The sequence below is a fragment of the Ascidiaceihabitans donghaensis genome (assembly GCF_900302465.1).
GTDB classification, from domain to species: Bacteria; Pseudomonadota; Alphaproteobacteria; order Rhodobacterales; family Rhodobacteraceae; genus Ascidiaceihabitans; species Ascidiaceihabitans donghaensis.
Genome location: NZ_OMOR01000001.1, coordinates 2054186 through 2071930, shown reverse-complemented (window position 1 = coordinate 2071930; position 17745 = coordinate 2054186). Strand labels below are relative to the sequence as shown.

Here is a 17745-nt window from a genome sequence, read left to right as displayed (position 1 = left end):
GTGTTTTAGAAAAACACTCGTTCGATGCACCAATACGCACCCACAGCCGCAATCACACAAGACGCAGGGATCGCGATGGCACGGCGATACCAGTCGCGCTTCATGAACCAGCCGACCAAAACAAATGCGATGGCGATGACAGTCAACTGACCAAATTCGACACCAACGTTAAAGCCGATCAGGGCCGGAATAAACTGCCCTTCAGGCAATCCGAATTCGCCCAGAACCGATGCAAAGCCAAGGCCATGCAGCAATCCGAACCCGAAGATCACAAACGGGCGCCACGGGCTTAATCCGGACGTAAAGATGTTTTCCACCGCGACATACACGATCGACGCGGCGATCAATGGCTCTACAATAGAACCCGGTACATTCACCCAGCCCATAGCCCCCAAAGCCAATGTGACGGTATGCGCCAGTGTGAACGCAGACACCTGCCAGATCAGCGGACGCAACCGTGTGGATAGGAAAAACAGGCCCAGTACAAACAGGATATGATCAAGACCCTTGGGCAAAATATGGTCAAAACCCACAGGGATGTAATTGACGAACGCCTGCCAAAGCGTGGCTTGGCCCCCGCCTGCCAACGCGATTTCGGGGCTGGATGTGCCGCCTTGTAGCAGGCCGGTGAAGGGGTCGTTCACCCCTTGTTGGCGCAAAACGAAAGCGCCGTTGCCTGCGGGCCAGTTGATGACCACACTTTGAGACGCCGGTGGCATATAGACGTCCATCACAATGTCGGTCTGACGTGGTTGTTCAAGGTCGGCTGGATCGTTGAAGGCATAGCTGCCAAGTGACAGCGGCTGTGGTGCACCGTCTACCACCACTATCTGCTGGTTGGTCCAATCGCGCAGCAACTCAGGCAAACGCTGCGCCAGATCTGATGCTGGCAGCGCACGCAAAGTGTTGTAATCGGTCGTGCCTTCGGCCTCGTCGGTGTCTTCGACCACATCCAGATCAATGCCCGCCAGAAATGCTTCTGCGTTCAGCGTCATCTCAAAGCGCAACACCGTGTCGTCGACCACAGTCATATCCGACAACGTGGGCAGCACTTCGTGCGCATGGCTCACAGTCGCGGCACATGCCATGCAGATGCTTGACATCACAGCCCAAAGCCGCAGCTTAAGGCTTATCTTATTGAAAGCACCCACCATGTCTCTTCCCCGATTGTTTCTTGCTGTAGTTTTGGCACTTCATGTGCAATCTGCCACTGCCCATGAGTTTTGGATCGAACCGCAGAACTTTCAAGTCGAAAGTGGCGGTAAGTTGATTGCAAATCTCAAAAACGGGCAGGAATTTCAAGGCTCTGACCTGGCTTATTTTTCGACTTCGACAACACGGTTCGATGTGATTGCCAATGGTCGGATGACGCCGGTTGAAGGGCGCATGGGGGACCGTCCGGCGTTGAGCACGCAAGCAACAGAGGATGGTTTGGTGGTGATCGTGCATGAAACGACCCCGTCTCGTTTGAAGTATGCGACTTGGGAAAAGTTTCAAAAGTTCGTAGATCATAAAGACTTTAAAGACATCGAAGCCCGGCACGCCGCGCTGGGTGCCCCGCGCGAAGGGTTTCGTGAAAGCTACACCCGCCACACAAAGGCACTTGTTGCAGTAGGCGGTGGTGCTGGTGCGGATGCGGCCTTCGGCTTGAAAACAGAATTCGTCGCCCGCACCAATCCTTATGCGCCGGATTTTGACGGTAGGATGTCTGTGGCCCTTTATCTGGATGGCGCCCCCCGTGCTGACGCGCAGGTCGAAGTGTTTGATCGTGATCCTGACGGCGCTGTTACCATAACCTTGCACCGCACCAACGCGCAGGGTGTGGCAGACATTGCTGTGACGAAGGGGCACGATTACCTGTTCGACGCAGTTCACCTGCGGCCGTACACTGGGGAAAAAGACGCGGTGTGGGAAACGCTTTGGGCCGCTTTGACGTTCAGCGTACCACAATAGTCGGTTGCACGCGGGTGCAAAGCGCTGCAAAACCAGACACATGACAAAACCATCTGACATTTTGTGTATTGGCTCTGTGCTTTGGGACGTGATTGGTCGTGCCCCTGCAGTGATGCGTCAGGGATCGGACGTGCCGGGACGGATTACGCGACTGCCCGGTGGCGTGGCCATGAATATCGCGATGACACTGGCGCGTTTTGGCATGACCCCTGCCCTTTTGACTGCAATCGGACGAGACGCTGAAGGGGACGAACTGGTGGCGGCCTGCGAGGCGCGCGGCATGGTGACATCAACGATCTACCGGTCCGATGATTTGCCAACAGACCGCTATATGGCGGTTGAAGGTGCAAACGGTTTGATCGCAGCCATCGCTGACGCACATTCATTGGAAGCCGCGGGCGAAAAGATTTTGAAACCCCTGCACAATGGCGATTTGGCAGATGGGGCCAATCCCTATGGCGGGCTAATTGCCCTTGACGGGAACCTGACGCTGGATTTGCTGTCCAAGCTGGCCACCAGCCCGCTGACAGAACAGGCAGACTTGCGGGTGGCGCCTGCGTCCCCCGGAAAAGCGGAACGTTTGTCTCCGTTTATCAAATCGGGCCGCGGCACATTGTATGTAAACCTCGAAGAAGCGGGCTTGTTGTGTCAGACAAGCTTTGAGGATGCGGCCACCGCGGCTGCGGCCCTTTTGCAACGTGGTGCTGCGCGTGTTCTGGTCACCAATGGCGGTGAAGATGCCGCCGAGGGCACTGCGTCGAATGTGATCTGCGCCACCCCACCACAAGTCTTGGTGACCCGCATCACCGGTGCAGGTGACACATTTATGGCAGCCCATATCGCCGCCGAAGCGCGGGGCGCTGGCCGTGCAGATGCCTTGGAACAAGCTTTGAAAGCTGCCGCAATCTACGTCTCAGGAGACCCCGACACATGACCCTTATTACGCTGTCTGCCGAAGTGGCCGCCGCAAAAGCCGCAAACACGCCGGTTGTTGCGTTGGAAAGCACGATTATCACCCATGGCATGCCCTATCCGCAAAACCTGGACGTTGCCCGTCAGGTTGAGGCTGACATTCGTGCCGCAGGTGCCGTGCCAGCCACGATGGCTGTTATAGACGGTACATTGCACGGTGGTTTGGAAGACGCACAGCTTGAGGCGTTGGCCCAAGCCAAAGGCGTGGCCAAGCTGTCGCGTGCCGACATGGCGGCCTGCATGGCCACAGGTGGCACGGGTGCGACAACAGTTGCGGCCACAATGATCGCGGCGCGTTTGTCGGGGATCGACGTTTTTGCCACCGGTGGCATTGGTGGTGCACACAAAGGATCCGAGCTGAATTTCGACATATCAGCGGACTTGATGGAATTGGCCCAAACGCCTGTCACGGTCGTCGCGGCAGGCGCAAAGGCGATTTTGGACATTCCAAAAACGCTGGAAGTGCTGGAAACTGAAGGTGTGCCCGTCATTGCCTATGGTCAGGATGACATGCCTGCATTCTGGAGCCGCGAAAGCGGGCTGCGCGCGCCCCTGCGGATGGATGATGCGGCCCAGATTGCCGCAAGCCACAGATTGCGGGTGCAAATGGGCATCCCCGGTGGACAACTTGTTGGCAATCCGATCCCGCAGGATGCTGAAATTTCGGCCTCGACCCTCGCACCGATCATTGCGCAAGCCCAAAAAGACGCAGAGGCACACGGTATCAGCGGCAAAGGTGTGACGCCGTATTTGTTGCAACGCATTTTTGAGCTGACCGATGGGCAATCGCTGACGGCCAACATCGCATTGGTGCGCAACAATGCAAAGCTGGCCGCTGAAATTGCATCCCATTTGTGCAAAATGGCCTAAAATTGACCGTGGTATTAGGTATTTACGCGCCAGAGCCATTGTAGGCGCGCTTCAAAACGCATACCTCGGACAAAACCTAATACGGAAGACCAGATGAACACGCCTTTCGATCCGAACCAACCCAGAAAACCGGGCCTGTTTGCCCGTCTCCGGTCGTCCTTTTTGACGGGACTGGTGGTTGTGGCCCCTGTCGGGCTGACGATCTGGCTGATTTGGACAGTGGTGGGCTGGTTTGACGGTTTCGTCTTGCAAGTGGTGCCACGCAGCTATCATCCCGACCGCCTTTTGCAAACGTGGTTGGGGCTGGATGAAACCATTCAGGTCAACATCCGTGGTGTGGGCGTTGTGCTGTTTTTCCTGTTTACGATTATCGTAGGCTGGATGGCGAAAGGGTTCATTGGCCGGTCGTTCATTCGTGCGGCCGAAGGGCTGGTGGAACGGACCCCCGTTGTGCGATCGATCTATTCCGGCATCAAACAAATATCTGAGACGATTTTTGCCCAATCCGACCGGTCTTTTGAAAAAGCCTGTCTGATCGAATACCCAAGACGCGGCATGTGGGCCATCGGCTTTATTTCGACCACAGCCAAGGGCGAAATCATGGCCAGCACCGGACATGGAAAAGACGAATTACTAAGCATTTTTGTGCCAACAACACCCAATCCCACGTCCGGATTTCTGCTGTTTGTTCCGGCCAACGATGTGATCGAATTGGATATGAGCGTCGAGGATTCCGCAAAACTGGTGATCTCGGCCGGTCTGGTCTATCCGAACGGAAAAGACCCCACCCAGCCGCCTGCCCTTGAAGACTAAGGCTGTTAGGTAGGGCTGTCAGGTCGCGCGACACCGCGGCTAGTTGAACATGTCCCGCAAATTCAGGCTGGAGCGTTGGTTCAGATCGTCAAAGTGGGCGTCTAAAAACTGCTTGGCTGATTCCCGCCCCGCAACCCTGAGGGTTTGGATGATATAGGCGTTGGGCACTGTCTTTGTGGCAACCGACAAAATATTCATCAGGGCATCATCTGCGATCATATGCATGTGGACCTGTGCCATTTGACCGGGCTGCAAAGTGCCGCTGTCCAGAAGCCTTTGCACAAAATCGATGGCCCGCATTTCGCGCAACAAAGACGAGTTGAAGCTGATTTCATTCAGACGGTTCTGGATTTGTTGCGGGGATGTTGGCAGCTCTTTGCGTTCCAGCGGGTTCACATTGATCACAACGATATCTTCTGGCAGCGATGTGTCAAACAAGGGAAACAACGCAGGATTGCCCGTGTAGCCACCATCCCAGAACGCTTCGTCCTGACCGGTTTGCGTGTCAAACATCTCGATTGCCTGAAACAATGTCGGAAGACAGGCCGAGGCCATAATCACGTCAGGTGTCACTTCGCGCGCGTTGAACACACGCAGCTTGCCGTCGCGTACTCTGGTGGCGTTGATGAAAAGATCGGGACCTTCGTCGGCGCAAACGCAATCGTAGCTAAGCGCATTAACGATGGGTTTCAGCGGGTTGTTGTAAAACACACCGTATGAATAGGGCGACACCATGCGCGTAAACGCCTCGCCCACGGCATAGGGCCACGAATTTTCCAACGCTTTGCTGACGTTGTGCGCCCCCAAAGGCATCAGCCATTGTGTGATGCCTTCGCTGTAGGCGCCGCTGACTTCCCCCCAAAGGCTGGCCAGATTGTCCAAAGCACCTTGTTTGCCGTTCTGGATGATGCCGGATTTCACAGCCGCGCCATTCAATGCCCCCGCAGAGGTGCCAGACATGGCTGCGATTTCGATCCGGTCATCAGACAGCAGCGTTTCCAGCGCGCCCCACGTGAACGCGCCATGCGCACCACCGCCTTGCAAGGCCAGATTGATCTGTTTGGTTGTCATTGTGCGCTCCGATTTGCGGTGAGACATCGGGATGCCTCCGGCGGGGATTTGATTAGGAAAAAGACAAAGTGGACCCTGTTTTACAGGGCTGTCCATCCGCCATCTACAGAGATCGTTGTGCCGGTGATTTGTGCCGCGGCATCCGAGCAGAGAAAGACAGCTGTGCCCCCCATCTGTTCGGTTGTGGCGAATTCTTTCGAAGGCTGGCGTTTCAACATGACGTTCTGGATCACGTCTTCACGGCTCATGTCGTATTCTTTCATCGTGTCGGGGATTTGTTTTTCGACGATGGGGGTCAGCACATATCCGGGGCAGATTGCATTTGCGGTGATCGGTTCTTGCGCGGTTTCCAATGCAGTCGTTTTGGTCAGTCCGACGATGCCATGTTTGGCCGCGATATAGGCCGCTTTGTAGGGGGACGCGGTCAGCCCGTGCGCGGAGGCAATGTTGACGACCCTGCCCCAACCGGCCTCGCGCATCATGGGCAATGCAATTGCAGAGGTATGGAACGCAGAGCTGAGGTTGATGGCGATGATCGCATCCCATTTGACAGCCGGAAAATCAGGGATCGCGGCGACGTGCTGGATGCCTGCATTGTTCACAAGAATGTCGCAGCGCCCGGCGTCTGTGATCAAGCGGCGGCATTGGTCGCCTTTGGACATGTCGGCCTGAATATAGCGGGCCTTGGTGTTTGTTTCTTTTGAAATTTCCTCTGCGATGGCATGATCTTCATCGCGGTCAGTGAAGGAATTTAAAACCACGTCTGCGCCCGCACGGGCCATTTCCCATGCAATGCCCAAACCAATGCCAGAGTTCGAACCGGTGATAACAGCCGTTTTGCCCGCCAGTGAAATCTCGAATGCCATGATGTGATCCTTGTTTTGATGTCTGCTTGCTTTGAATGCACCATGTCATGCTGCAACTGCGAAATAAATGGGGTGCACAGCATCGTGTTGTCGGATAGAGCCAAAAAAAAACGCCAGCACGAAGCTGGCGTTAAGTTATTGAGGCAGGTTTCATACAGGCAAGAAACCTATCGAGCAGTGGGTCCTTTATAAGCAATCTAATGCCTCTGGCCAAGCTAAAAGTTTGATATTACGTGAAACCCACGTTACCCAAATAGTTAACAAAACAAGGCCGAAATGGGATTGTCACGAATATGAACACAGTGTTTTTCCAACACGCGTGGCGCGAATTGCGCCGATTGTCGCTGATATCTGCCCTGATTCTGGGTGCTCAATCCGGCTATGCAGAATCGGTACATGGCATAGCTATGTATGGAGAGCCTGCACTTCCACCGGATTTTGTGTCTTTGCCCTATGTGAACGCCGCCGCCCCCAAAACAGGACGCATTGTGCTGGGAAACACAGGCGGTTTCGATTCTCTTAACCCGTTTGTCTTCAAAGGAACCAAGCCTTGGCAGTTACCTTTCTTAACGCATGAGACGCTGATGGGGCGATCTTTGGACGAACCTTTCACACTTTACGGCCTTTTGGCCGAATCGATAGAGGTGCCGGACAGCCGCAAATGGATTGAATTCAAGCTGCGGGACGATGCACGATTCGCTGACGGGACCCCTTTGACGGTTAAGGATGTGATCTGGTCCTTTAAAACTTTGGGAACCAAGGGCCATCCGAAGTATCACGGGCTCTGGAACCAGATCGAAACGATTGAAGAAACCAAACCGGGCCATGTCCGCATCACCTTCAACACCGACAACCGCGAACTGGTTATGCTGGTGGGGCTGCGTCCCATTTTGAAAGCAGCCCAGTGGGACGGCAAAGATTTTGCAAATGCAGCATTGAACGAGATTCCTATCGGTTCCGGTCCTTACAGCGTTACCGATTTTGAGGCGGGCCGCTTTGTTCAACTGACCCGCAATCCGGACTATTGGGGCAAGGACGTGCCGTTTGTGCAAGGCACTCACAACTTCGACGCCATCCGCATCGATTTTTACGGCGATGGCGATGTTTTGCGCGAAGGTTTTAAGGCTGGCCAGATTTCGGCTGTGCGTGAATTTAATGCTGAAACATGGGCGCGGTCCTACGACTTTCCACGCGCACAGTCCGGTGATGTGGTGAAAACCGAAATTCCCCATCAAAAGCCTTCGGGTATGACGGGGTTTGTTATGAACACGCGCAAAGCGCCGTTTGATGATTGGCGGGTGCGCGAGGCGATGATCCAGGCGTTTAACTTCGAATACATCAACGACACGTTCACAGGGGGCGCTCAACCGCGTATCACGTCGTATTTTTCAAATTCTGCATTGGCGATGAAACCGGGCAAAGCCGATGCGGATGTGACCAGATTGCTGGTGCCCTTTGCAGGTAGCATGCCACCCGATGCCATCAACGGATACACCCTGCCCGCATCCGACGGCAGTTTGCGCAACCGCAAAGGTCTGCGCCGGGCGATGAAACTTTTGGCACAGGCCGGGTATACAGTGGATGGCGGCGTGATGCGCGATGCGTCCGGCTCACCCTTGCGGTTTTCGATCCTTCTGCCAAAGGGCAGCACAGAAAATGCCGGTATCGCAGACATCTATATAGGTGCGTTGAAACGCCTTGGGATTGAAGTCACAATCGAGACAGTGGACGATGCGCAATTTGTCGAACGTACGGGCAGTTTCGCTTTTGACATGACCCATTTTCGCCGCGCACTTTCACTGTCGCCCGGCAACGAACAACGGTTCTATTGGGGCAGTGCCGCAGCCTCCCAAGACGGCAGCCGCAACCTGATGGGCGTTCAATCCCCTGCCATTGATGCCATGATCGATGCCATGCTGGCAGCGCCTGACCAAAAGCAATTCAATGCAGCTGTGCGGGCTTTGGATCGTAGTTTGATGGCGGGCAGATATGTCATTCCCTTTTGGTCTTTCACCACTGGTCGTATTGCCCATATGCGCGAAATGAAGCGTCCTGATGTGATTCCCGCATATGGCGACGGGCCGTCCTATATGCCGCATGTCTGGTGGTGGCAGCCCTAAACCGCAGTTGCGTCATAACACCGTTACACCGCATGGATAAGCGCAATCAAATGCAAGATGGATCGACACATTGATACAAAAATTATTGGCCGAGGCGTTCGGCACAGCGATGTTGCTTATCGGCGTCGTGGGCTCTGGAATAATGGGCGCCGCATTGGCCGACGGGAACACTGCAATTGCGTTGTTGGCCAATGCGATTGCGACAGGGTGTATGCTGTATGTGATCATTACAGTGCTTGGCCCCATCAGTGGCGCACATTTTAACCCTGCGGTAACACTCGCGTTTTTCTTGCGCGGTGAAATTAACACTTCCCTTGCGGTTGCATACATCCCAACGCAGATTTTTGGCGGTATTCTAGGGGTTTGGGCCACACACTTCATGTTTGACCTAAGTATTTTTCAAACCTCGCAAACTCTTCATCGCACGGGTGTTGCGCAATGGGGATCAGAAGCAATCGCCACGTTCGGGTTGTTGTTTGTAATCTTCGGGGGGCTTCGGTCCAAGCCGGACGCCGTGCCGACTTTGGTTGCGATTTACATCACTGGTGCCTATTGGTTCACGTCGTCCACAAGCTTCGCAAATCCGGCGGTCACAATCGCACGCGGGTTCAGCGACACATTTGCAGGCATATACCCCGGCCACATCGCAGCATTCATTGTGGTGCAGATTTTGACGGTTTTCGTCGCCCATGCAGCGTTCAAAACGTTGTTCACGACGACAAAGATGTAACCCATAAAATCGACGCGTCTTCGTCGCTGACCGAGATCACGTTGTGCCCCATAGACGCATCGTAATAGGCGCTGTCGCCACGACGCATTTCGACAGGTTCGTAAAATTCTGTGTAGAGCTTGATGACCCCTGTCAGCACATACAAGAACTCTTCACCGCCGTGACGCACCCAGCCATCAAACTCATCCATGGATCGGGCACGAACGCGTGCGCGGTAGGGCAACATCTGCTTTTGCGTCAGCATGTCACCCAGCAATTCATGTTCGTATGTAGTGGTGACCTGAGCACTGCCTTCGCCGCTTTTGGTGACAGCCATACGGCCGCCGACCTGACCTTGCGCAGGAGGCGTAAACAGCTGTGGCACCGAAATTTCCAACCCTGTGGCAAGCTTTTTCAAAGCTTCATAGGTCGGAGACATTTGGCCGTTTTCAATTTTGGACAGGGTTGAGCGCGCAAGTCCGGCTTGTCCGGCGGCTTGTTCCAATGTCCAATCGCGGGCTTTGCGCAATTCGCGCACACGCGCCCCCAAATCCAAAGGTTCGGCGATTTCCGTCGTACCACTTTGGCGGGCGATCTGGATCAATGATTTTGGGTCTTTGCCTGTCATAACAGGTGTATAGGCGGCACGGGGCTGCCTTGCAACGGCTTGGGCTTCGCGGTAGCTGAAAGACATGATGTCAATATTCGAAAAAGGCACTTTGCCGCCCTGCCCTGCGCCGTTCAATATGGCGGCATACGTGCTTGCACAGACGGGCGAACATCCTGACAAGTTGGCATTGCGTGTTTTGGCGGGTGACGGGACCGCCCATGACTGGACCTACGCACAGCTTGAACGCGCGGTTTTGGGCACGGCGTCCGGTCTATTGGGCCTTGGTGCGACCCCCGGTGATAAAATCCTGATGCGTTTGGGCAATACGGTTGATTTTCCATTGGCCTATTTGGGGGCTTTGGCTGCGGGTTTGGTGCCTGTGCCAACCTCTGCCGCACTGACCACGCACGAAGTCGCCCCGATCATAAAGGAACTTGATCCAAAGCTTGTAATACGTGCGCCCGACGTCGCGTGTCCCGATATTGAAAATTGCGTCGATGTCGACCTGTTGCGCACTTTTCGGGACATGCCCCGCACACCGTATCATTTGGGCGATCCAAATCGATTGGGATATGTGATTTATACCTCCGGCACTTCGGGACGCCCGCGTGCCGTGGCACATGCGCACCGTGCAATCTGGGCCCGGCAGATGATGTTTGACGGATGGTACGGATTGCAGGCCAATGACCGGGTTTTGCATGCCGGCGCCTTTAATTGGACATACACATTGGGCACAGGTTTGATGGATCCGTGGACAATCGGGGCCACGGCAATCATTCCCGCCCCTGAAACGGCAGCGTCTGACTTACCGATGCTTCTGGAACGCCACGAGGCTACAATTTTTGCAGCCGCACCAGGTGTTTACAGGCAGCTTTTGAAGCCAGATGGTAGAATTAACCTACCGACTTTACGGCATGGTTTGAGTGCCGGGGAAAAGCTGCCGGGTCGTGTGCGTCAACGCTGGGTCGACACCACAGGCTGTGATATCTTTGAGGCCTACGGCATGTCGGAGTGTTCGACGTTCTTGTCTGCATGTCCGACTGCACCGGCCACAAATGACAGTTTAGGGCGCCCGCAAGTGGGACGCCGCGTGGCTATACTGGATGCTGACGGCCCCGTCCCATTGGGTGTGGAAGGCACCATAGCTGTACATAAAAGTGACCCAGGCTTGATGCTGGGGTATCTGGGCGATCCCGATGAAACGGCATCCAAAATGCAAGGGGACTGGTTTTTGACAGGTGATCAGGGACTGATGAACGCTGATGACCAAATCACCTATTTGGGCCGCCGCGATGACATGATGAACGCTGGCGGCCACCGTGTGTCCCCGTTGGAGGTCGAACACGTGTTGATGCAGGTAAAGGGCGTGTTATCTGTGGGATGTGTCGCGGTCGAGGTGAAACAAGACACGTTTGTGATCGCCGCCTACTACACAGCGGCAACGCCTTTGGATCCGGATGTGATAAAAGACCACGCGGCGCACAGTCTGGCACGCTACAAGCAGCCGCGCATTTACATCCAGATTGATGCGTTGCCCACTGGCGCGAACAACAAGATCAAACGCAATGCCCTGCGCGATCTGTTTGCACAACAAACTGTGACATAGGTCAGGCGCCCTGTGCTCTGGTCTATTCAGGCGACACCGGATAAGTGTTCTGCATGATAAAACTCGATATTATGTCCGACCCGATCTGCCCGTGGTGTTTCATTGGCAAGGCCCATCTTGATAAAGCTTTGCAAGCGCACCCCGACCATCGGTTCGAAATCGAATGGCATCCCTTTCAGCTGAACCCGGAGATGCCGATGGATGGCATGGACCGTCGTGCGTATCTGGAGGGCAAATTTGGTGGTAAAGAAGGCGCTGTGCGTGCCTATGCACCAGTGGTGGAAAATGCTGAAAAGGCCGGTGTGGCTATCGACTTTGAAGGTATGAAACGCACCCCCAACACCATAAATGCACACCGCCTGATCCATTGGGCGGGGATTGAAGGGCGCCAAACCGCTGCAGTGTCCGCATTGTTCAAAGCGTATTTCACAGACACGCGCGACATTGGCGATCTTGAGGTATTGGCAGACATTGCTGACAGCATTGAAATGGACGCCTCTGTGGTGACACGCCTGTTGAACACAGACGAAGATATGCAAAGCATTCGTGATCGAGACGCTCACAGCCGGAAGATGGGCGTGAATTCTGTTCCGACCTTTATTGTGGGTGGACGGCACGCTGTACCGGGCGCACAGCCCCCTGAATTATGGGCGCAAGTGATTGCGGACTTTGCACAGCAAGCCGAAAACGGATAACACCCTGACGCTACGTCAACTGCGTTGTTTATGCGAAAGGCGCATTTAGGCATTTTCAACCATAAAGTGTTACGTCATAGTTTCTATGACGCATATTGGCGTCATTGTTTTCGTATAGGTTTTTGGTGAATACCACTCAAGATCAGTCCATTGGGCGTTTCGAATTTGTCATGCTGATGGCGGCCATGTTCGCCACAACAGCTTTTTCGATTGACGCTATGCTGCCCGGAATGCGCGAAATCGCATCTGAGATTACACCTGACGCCCCTGCACGGGCTGCCTGGGTTTTGACAGCTTTCGTGGGCGGGCTTGGGTTTGGGACATTCTTTGCAGGCCCTTTGTCCGATGCGTACGGGCGAAAAACCGCAATTTATGCAGGAACTTTTATCTACATTCTGGCCGCAGCTTTCGCATGGCTGACACATTCACTGGAATGGATGCTAGTGGCCCGGTTTGTACAGGGGATCGGGGCTGCAGGTCCTCGGATTGTGTCATTGGCTATCATTCGCGATCTCTATCAGGGCCGCGAAATGGCCCGCATCGTGTCGTTTGCGATGACGCTTTTCATTCTTGTGCCTGCGATTGCGCCGGCTATGGGGGCGGGCATTATCGCACTTGCTGGTTGGCGCAGTATTTTTGGCGCGTTCATTTTGTTCTCGGTGATCACCGTTTTCTGGCTTGGGGTGCGCTTGAAAGAACCTTTGCCACGCGCAGCACGACGCCCGATCCGCTTGAACCTGTTGTTTTCGGCCATTGGTGAAATGGCCCGCCATGCGGGTGTGCGGCGTGCGATCATTGTTCAGACTTTGGTGATGGCGATGTTGTTTGCAACACTGACAATGATCCAGCCGATCTATGATGTGGGCTACGGCGCAGCCGATACATTTCATTGGTATTTCGGGGGAATTGCGTTGTTGTCTGCCAGCGCCAGTTTGCTGAATGCGCGCATTGTGGTGCGGGTCGGCATGCAGGCGGTGGTGACATGGACGCTGGGATGTCAGGTGGTGCTATCGTCGATCTTGCTGGCACTGCTTTGGAATGACAGCAGTTCGCATTTCTATATCTTTTTGGTTTGGCAGTTGTTCCTGTTTTGCCAAGCGGGTCTGACTGTTGGCAATTTGAACGCCATCGCAATGGAACCCATGGGGCATATTGCAGGCATGGCCGCATCCGTTGTGGGGTCTGTTTCGACGGTGGTTGCCGCGATGATCGCATCGCCCATCGGATTGCTGTTCGATGGCACACCGCGCCCTTTGATGGGATCCATCATCGTATTGGGCATTGCCGCCATATTTATGATGCGAGACATCAACGCTGCGACCAAAGCCTGAAGTAATATCAGACTTTGGTCTTTTTGCGCTTTTTCTCTTCGACGACTTTTTCCGCCAGATCGCGGGCGATTGAAAACGCACCTTTGATCTTGTCGGCGTCCTTTGTCCAATCGCGGCGCACGACAATCTTGTTGTCTTTGACCTTCGCCAAGCCGCGCTGGTTTTCGATGAACTCCACCAAACCTTGCGGAGATGCGAATTTGTCGTTGTGAAACTGCAAAGTTGCCCCTTTTGGCCCACCATCCAGCTTTGCGATTCCAGCCTTTTTGCACATGGCTTTGATGCGCACGATCAGCATCAGCGTGTTGACCTCGCGGGGCAGCGGGCCAAAACGGTCAATCAATTCTGCCGCAAAACCTTCCAGTTCAACCTTTGTGCTAAGCGACGACAAACGTCGGTAAAGGCCCAGACGCACGTCTAGATCCTGCACATAGTCCTCGGGGATCAGAACAGGCACGCCCAGATTGATTTGCGGCGCCCATTGGTCGTCTGTCTCGGACAGACCTTCCATCTGGCCGGTCCGTATCTTGGCAATCGCCTCTTCCAGCATGTTCTGGTACAGTTCAAAGCCCACATCGCGCATCTGGCCTGATTGTTCTTCGCCCAGCAGGTTGCCTGCGCCGCGAATGTCCAAATCCTGTGACGCCAGCGTAAAGCCGGCCCCAAGCGTGTCCAGTGATGACAGGACACGCAGCCGTTTTTCGGCCGTGGTAGTCAACTTGGCGCGTGGTTTTGTCGTCAGGTAGGCATAGGCGCGGGTTTTGGAGCGCCCCACCCGTCCGCGTATCTGGTACAGCTGTGCCAAGCCAAACATGTCCGCGCGGTGCACGATCATGGTGTTGGCCGTTGGGATGTCCAAACCGGATTCGACAATTGTTGTGGCCAACAGCACGTCGTATTTTCCATCGTAAAACGCATTCATACGATCGTCCAATTCGCCAGCCGCCATCTGGCCATGGGCCACGATGTAGGTCAGTTCCGGCATCTGGTCTTTCAGAAATTCTTCGATCTCGCGCAGGTCCGAAATGCGGGGCACCACATAGAAAGACTGCCCGCCGCGATAGTGTTCCCGCAACAGCGCCTCGCGGATCGTGACGCGGTCAAATTCGCTGACATAGGTGCGGATGGCCAAGCGGTCGACGGGCGGCGTTCCGATAATCGACAGATCACGTACACCCGTAAGCGACAATTGCAGTGTGCGCGGAATTGGCGTCGCGGTCAGCGTCAGCACGTGAATATCCGTTCGCATCTGCTTAAGACGCTCTTTGTGGGTGACGCCGAATTTCTGTTCTTCGTCGATCACCAACAACCCGAGATTTTTGAACCGTACAGTTTTTGCCAATAAAGCGTGCGTGCCAACCACAATATCCACGGTGCCACGGGCCAACCCGTCACGGGTGGCGTTTGCGTCTTTTGCGCTGACAAAGCGGGACAGTTGGCGCACTTCGATCGGAAAGCCGCGGAAGCGTTCTGCAAAGGATTTGTAATGCTGCCGTGCCAACAACGTCGTGGGCGCAATGATGGCCACCTGAGTGCCCGCCATCGCCGCGACAAAGGCCGCGCGCATGGCAACTTCGGTTTTGCCAAATCCAACATCGCCGCAGATCAGCCGGTCCATGGGGGATCCACCGGTCAAATCGTCTATGACGTCGCCGATGGCCGTCAACTGATCGTCGGTTTCGGTGTAGGGAAAACGCGCCGAAAACGCGTCCCACATCCCCGGGGGCGGCTCTAACACAGGGGCTTTGCGCAAGGCGCGTTCGGCAGCCACGCGGATCAGCTTGTCGGCCATCTCGCGGATGCGTTCCTTTAGTTTGGCCTTCTTGGCCTGCCATGCTCCGCCACCCAAGCGGTCCAACAGCCCTTCGTCATGGCCGTATTTCGACAGCAATTCGATGTTTTCGACCGGCATATACAGCTTTGAATTCTCTGCATATTCCAGCAACAGACATTCATGGGCCGCACCTGCAGCGGTGACAACTTCCATACCCATGTAGCGGCCAATGCCGTGGTCCACATGCACAATCAAATCACCCGGCGACAAAGATTGGGTTTCGGTCAGAAAGTTTTCAGCACGTCGTTTCTTGCGGGTCTGACGGATCAAACGATCGCCCAGAACGTCCTGTTCGGAAATGACCGTCAGATCAGGTGTCTCAAACCCATGCTCCAGCGCCCAAACCACCAGATGCAGGCCGCGCTTTCCGATACGGGAGGCATTCGGTTCCGGTATCGCTTCGGCAACGCCTTCGTCTTCGATCAATCCTGCCAGACGTTCACGCGCACCTTCTGAGTAGCTTGCGATCACGACTGGGCCTTGGCCCATTTTTGCTTTAATATGATCCGCTAAGGCACCAAAAAGGCTTATACTTTCTTGTTGGCGTTCGGGGGCAAAATTGCGCCCGATGCGTCCTCCTGCGTCAGTGACACCCGGTCCTGTGGCTTGCTGCAACACCGAATATTGCACCACGCGGCGGTCAACCAATGCGCTTTCCCACGCCAGATCGTTCAGATACAGCCCTTCGGGTTTGGCAGGTTTATAGACGCTGTCATTTTTGGACCGATGGTCCATCGCCAGTTTGCGCGTTTCATATTGGTCTTCGATACCGTCCCAACGGGCCAGCCGTGCGCCTGTCAGCTGATCGTCCAGCGTGATTGTGGCGTTGGGCAAGTAGTCGAACAGGGTTTCCAGTTCGTCATGGAAAAATGGCAGCCAGTGTTCGGCACCTTGGTGCTTGCGGCCTGCCGAAATCGCCTCATACAGCGGATCATCCGTGCCTGCGGCCCCGAATTCCAAACGGTAGCTTTGGCGAAAGCGCGTCACGGCGGCTTCGTCCAAAATCACCTCTGAGACTGGCGCAAGTTCAATGACGTCCAGCTTTTCGGTTGTGCGTTGTGTTGCAGGGTCAAAGCGACGCGCACCGTCCAGAACATCGCCAAACAGATCAAGACGAATGGGCCCCAGATCACCGGGGGGATAAATGTCGATGATGCCGCCGCGAATGGCGTAATCACCGGGTTCCATCACCGTTGGACTTTGCACAAACCCCATCCGCACCAAGAAGCGGCGCAATGCCTTTTCATCGACACGGTCGCCGACGCGGGCGGAAAATGCGGCTTCGCGCAGCAAGTTGCGCGCGGGCACCCGCTGGGTCGCTGCATTTAATGTGGTCAACAGCACAAAACGTTCCGGCATACCATGCGCCAACCCCGCCAGCGTGGCCATACGCTGTGCACAAATGTCGGCGTTGGGAGATACGCGATCGTATGGCAGGCAATCCCACCCCGGAAACACCACGACCGGAACATCCGGCGCAAAGAACCTTAGCGCGTCCTGCATCGCCACCAATCGCTTGTCATCACGGGCGACATGGGCCACGGCGGCCCCTTTGGCCAGCTCCGACAGGATCAGCTGGGCATCGAACCCTTCAGGGGCACCGCTGACGGTGACATGCGACGTGGCGATATGGGGTGTTTTAGGCATCAGACCGCTTCAATTGTGTCTGCATGGGATGAAGTCAAGAACGATCACTGCAGGAAAATGATGTCACGCAGGTTTTGATACATCCCCCACAAGGAAGTGCAGAAAATTGCGATCATACCGATGATTTGTGTGTAGGTGCGTTGACGCGACAGCCGCTTGCGCAATGCTTCGCCTTTGGGCTGTGTGTCCACGATCAGCCGCGCCGTCGAGATGTTCAAAAGCCCCACCAGCGACATTGGAAAGCCAAGCAAAAACAAAGCCTGCGCCAGTTGCACATCATAAAACAGCCCCATGGTGAACAGACCCGTCAGTATAAAGCACCCCAGCCCCAACAACCAAAGGCCAGACACTTGGGCAATATACAGCAGCCGGTTGCAGTTGATGCGCACAAGATCTTCCAGATCGACCTCTGCCTGACCGGCGCTGCGCCGTGCGCGCACGATCATATCGTTGGGCACGCCCAGCACCCAATGGCTGGCGGTGGACCACATCACAGCAAGCGCAATCCAGAACCACAGGTTCGAGAAAGACCGCATGTCGATGATTTCCAAAAGTGTTTCGCTTAGATCCAAGGGACACGCCTATTTGCTTTTTGCCCTCATAACGGGCGAACAGGGAAATTCCTAGCCTTGCGAGGCGCAAAAATCC

General features: G+C 55.0%; 15 protein-coding genes. 9 read left to right on the top strand and 6 right to left on the bottom strand.

All coding sequences use genetic code 11. The features are described from left to right. Positions 1–5: 5 nt before the first annotated feature. Positions 6–1154 carry a HupE/UreJ family protein gene (locus ASD8599_RS10330; RefSeq protein ID WP_108828444.1) on the bottom strand — a complete coding sequence of 383 codons (1149 nt, stop codon included), beginning with the start codon at positions 1152–1154 and terminating at the stop codon, positions 6–8. Between ASD8599_RS10330 and ASD8599_RS10325 the strand changes: the two genes are divergently transcribed. The 4 genes from ASD8599_RS10325 (at position 1153) to ASD8599_RS10310 (ending at position 4608) form a co-directional block, all read left to right on the top strand. Continuing rightward, complete coding sequence (locus ASD8599_RS10325; RefSeq protein WP_108828443.1) at positions 1153–1953, top strand: DUF4198 domain-containing protein; 801 nt, start codon at positions 1153–1155, stop codon at positions 1951–1953. The two genes, ASD8599_RS10330 and ASD8599_RS10325, sit on opposite strands and share 2 nt — an antisense overlap. A gap of 40 nt (positions 1954–1993) precedes the next feature. After that, a complete protein-coding gene (locus ASD8599_RS10320; protein ID WP_108828442.1) occupies positions 1994–2887 on the top strand; it encodes a PfkB family carbohydrate kinase in 894 nt (297 codons plus the stop codon). Then, on the top strand, positions 2884–3795 hold the full coding sequence (locus ASD8599_RS10315; protein WP_108828441.1) for a pseudouridine-5'-phosphate glycosidase: 912 nt from the start codon (positions 2884–2886) through the stop codon (positions 3793–3795). Before ASD8599_RS10320 ends, ASD8599_RS10315 begins: the two co-directional genes overlap by 4 nt. Positions 3796–3888: 93 nt before the next feature. Further along, complete coding sequence (locus ASD8599_RS10310; RefSeq protein ID WP_108828440.1) at positions 3889–4608, top strand: DUF502 domain-containing protein; 720 nt, start codon at positions 3889–3891, stop codon at positions 4606–4608. Between the two features lie 39 nt (positions 4609–4647). Here the strand turns inward: ASD8599_RS10310 and ASD8599_RS10305 are convergent, their stop codons facing one another. Both ASD8599_RS10305 and ASD8599_RS10300 read right to left on the bottom strand, forming a co-directional pair. Next, positions 4648–5679, bottom strand: coding sequence for a patatin-like phospholipase family protein (locus ASD8599_RS10305; protein WP_108828439.1), 1032 nt, complete (start codon positions 5677–5679; stop codon positions 4648–4650). A gap of 80 nt (positions 5680–5759) precedes the next feature. Next, complete coding sequence (locus ASD8599_RS10300; RefSeq protein WP_108828438.1) at positions 5760–6545, bottom strand: 3-hydroxybutyrate dehydrogenase; 786 nt, start codon at positions 6543–6545, stop codon at positions 5760–5762. 293 nt (positions 6546–6838) lie between these two features. Here ASD8599_RS10300 and ASD8599_RS10295 point away from each other — a divergent pair, with 293 nt between their 5' ends. Then, the gene (locus tag ASD8599_RS10295; protein WP_422664748.1) at positions 6839–8665 is read left to right on the top strand and encodes an extracellular solute-binding protein; all 1827 of its coding nucleotides are present in this window, start codon (positions 6839–6841) and stop codon (positions 8663–8665) included. A gap of 70 nt (positions 8666–8735) precedes the next feature. Beyond that, the gene (locus ASD8599_RS10290) at positions 8736–9395 is read left to right on the top strand and encodes an aquaporin (RefSeq protein ID WP_281261558.1); all 660 of its coding nucleotides are present in this window, start codon (positions 8736–8738) and stop codon (positions 9393–9395) included. Here the strand turns inward: ASD8599_RS10290 and ASD8599_RS10285 are convergent. Continuing rightward, positions 9376–10002, bottom strand: a complete 627-nt coding sequence (locus ASD8599_RS10285) for a helix-turn-helix domain-containing protein (protein ID WP_108830120.1) — start codon at positions 10000–10002, stop codon at positions 9376–9378. The two genes, ASD8599_RS10290 and ASD8599_RS10285, sit on opposite strands and share 20 nt — an antisense overlap. Positions 10003–10066: 64 nt before the next feature. Here ASD8599_RS10285 and ASD8599_RS10280 point away from each other — a divergent pair, with 64 nt between their 5' ends. From ASD8599_RS10280 to ASD8599_RS10270, 3 genes are all read left to right on the top strand, one after another. After that, a complete protein-coding gene (locus ASD8599_RS10280) occupies positions 10067–11590 on the top strand; it encodes a class I adenylate-forming enzyme family protein (RefSeq protein ID WP_108828437.1) in 1524 nt (507 codons plus the stop codon). Between the two features lie 53 nt (positions 11591–11643). After that, positions 11644–12285 (top strand): DsbA family oxidoreductase, encoded by a 642-nt coding sequence (locus tag ASD8599_RS10275; protein ID WP_108828436.1) that lies wholly within the window; start codon positions 11644–11646, stop codon positions 12283–12285. Between the two features lie 125 nt (positions 12286–12410). Continuing rightward, positions 12411–13616 carry an MFS transporter gene (locus ASD8599_RS10270; protein WP_245926000.1) on the top strand — a complete coding sequence of 402 codons (1206 nt, stop codon included), beginning with the start codon at positions 12411–12413 and terminating at the stop codon, positions 13614–13616. Positions 13617–13623: 7 nt separating this feature from the next. Here the strand turns inward: ASD8599_RS10270 and mfd are convergent, their stop codons facing one another. Then, positions 13624–17097 (bottom strand): transcription-repair coupling factor, encoded by a 3474-nt coding sequence (gene mfd, locus ASD8599_RS10265; protein WP_108828435.1) that lies wholly within the window; start codon positions 17095–17097, stop codon positions 13624–13626. Between the two features lie 44 nt (positions 17098–17141). Then, complete coding sequence (locus tag ASD8599_RS10260; RefSeq protein ID WP_108828434.1) at positions 17142–17669, bottom strand: component of SufBCD complex; 528 nt, start codon at positions 17667–17669, stop codon at positions 17142–17144. Positions 17670–17745: the final 76 nt, after the last annotated feature.

Bases quoted from the DNA above. Each gene is read 5' to 3' on its own strand.
- ASD8599_RS10310 (WP_108828440.1), top strand. From the start codon at position 3,889: ATGAACACGCCTTTCGATCCGAACCAACCCAGAAAACCGGGCCTGTTT.
- ASD8599_RS10295 (WP_422664748.1), top strand. From the start codon at position 6,839: ATGAACACAGTGTTTTTCCAACACGCGTGGCGCGAATTGCGCCGATTG.
- ASD8599_RS10275 (WP_108828436.1), top strand. From the start codon at position 11,644: ATGATAAAACTCGATATTATGTCCGACCCGATCTGCCCGTGGTGTTTC.
- ASD8599_RS10325 (WP_108828443.1), top strand. From the start codon at position 1,153: ATGTCTCTTCCCCGATTGTTTCTTGCTGTAGTTTTGGCACTTCATGTG.
- ASD8599_RS10300 (WP_108828438.1), bottom strand. From the start codon at position 6,545: ATGGCATTCGAGATTTCACTGGCGGGCAAAACGGCTGTTATCACCGGT.
- ASD8599_RS10285 (WP_108830120.1), bottom strand. From the start codon at position 10,002: ATGACAGGCAAAGACCCAAAATCATTGATCCAGATCGCCCGCCAAAGT.
- ASD8599_RS10320 (WP_108828442.1), top strand. From the start codon at position 1,994: ATGACAAAACCATCTGACATTTTGTGTATTGGCTCTGTGCTTTGGGAC.
- ASD8599_RS10315 (WP_108828441.1), top strand. From the start codon at position 2,884: ATGACCCTTATTACGCTGTCTGCCGAAGTGGCCGCCGCAAAAGCCGCA.
- ASD8599_RS10330 (WP_108828444.1), bottom strand. From the start codon at position 1,154: ATGGTGGGTGCTTTCAATAAGATAAGCCTTAAGCTGCGGCTTTGGGCT.
- ASD8599_RS10280 (WP_108828437.1), top strand. From the start codon at position 10,067: ATGATGTCAATATTCGAAAAAGGCACTTTGCCGCCCTGCCCTGCGCCG.
- mfd (WP_108828435.1), bottom strand. From the start codon at position 17,097: ATGCCTAAAACACCCCATATCGCCACGTCGCATGTCACCGTCAGCGGT.
- ASD8599_RS10305 (WP_108828439.1), bottom strand. From the start codon at position 5,679: ATGACAACCAAACAGATCAATCTGGCCTTGCAAGGCGGTGGTGCGCAT.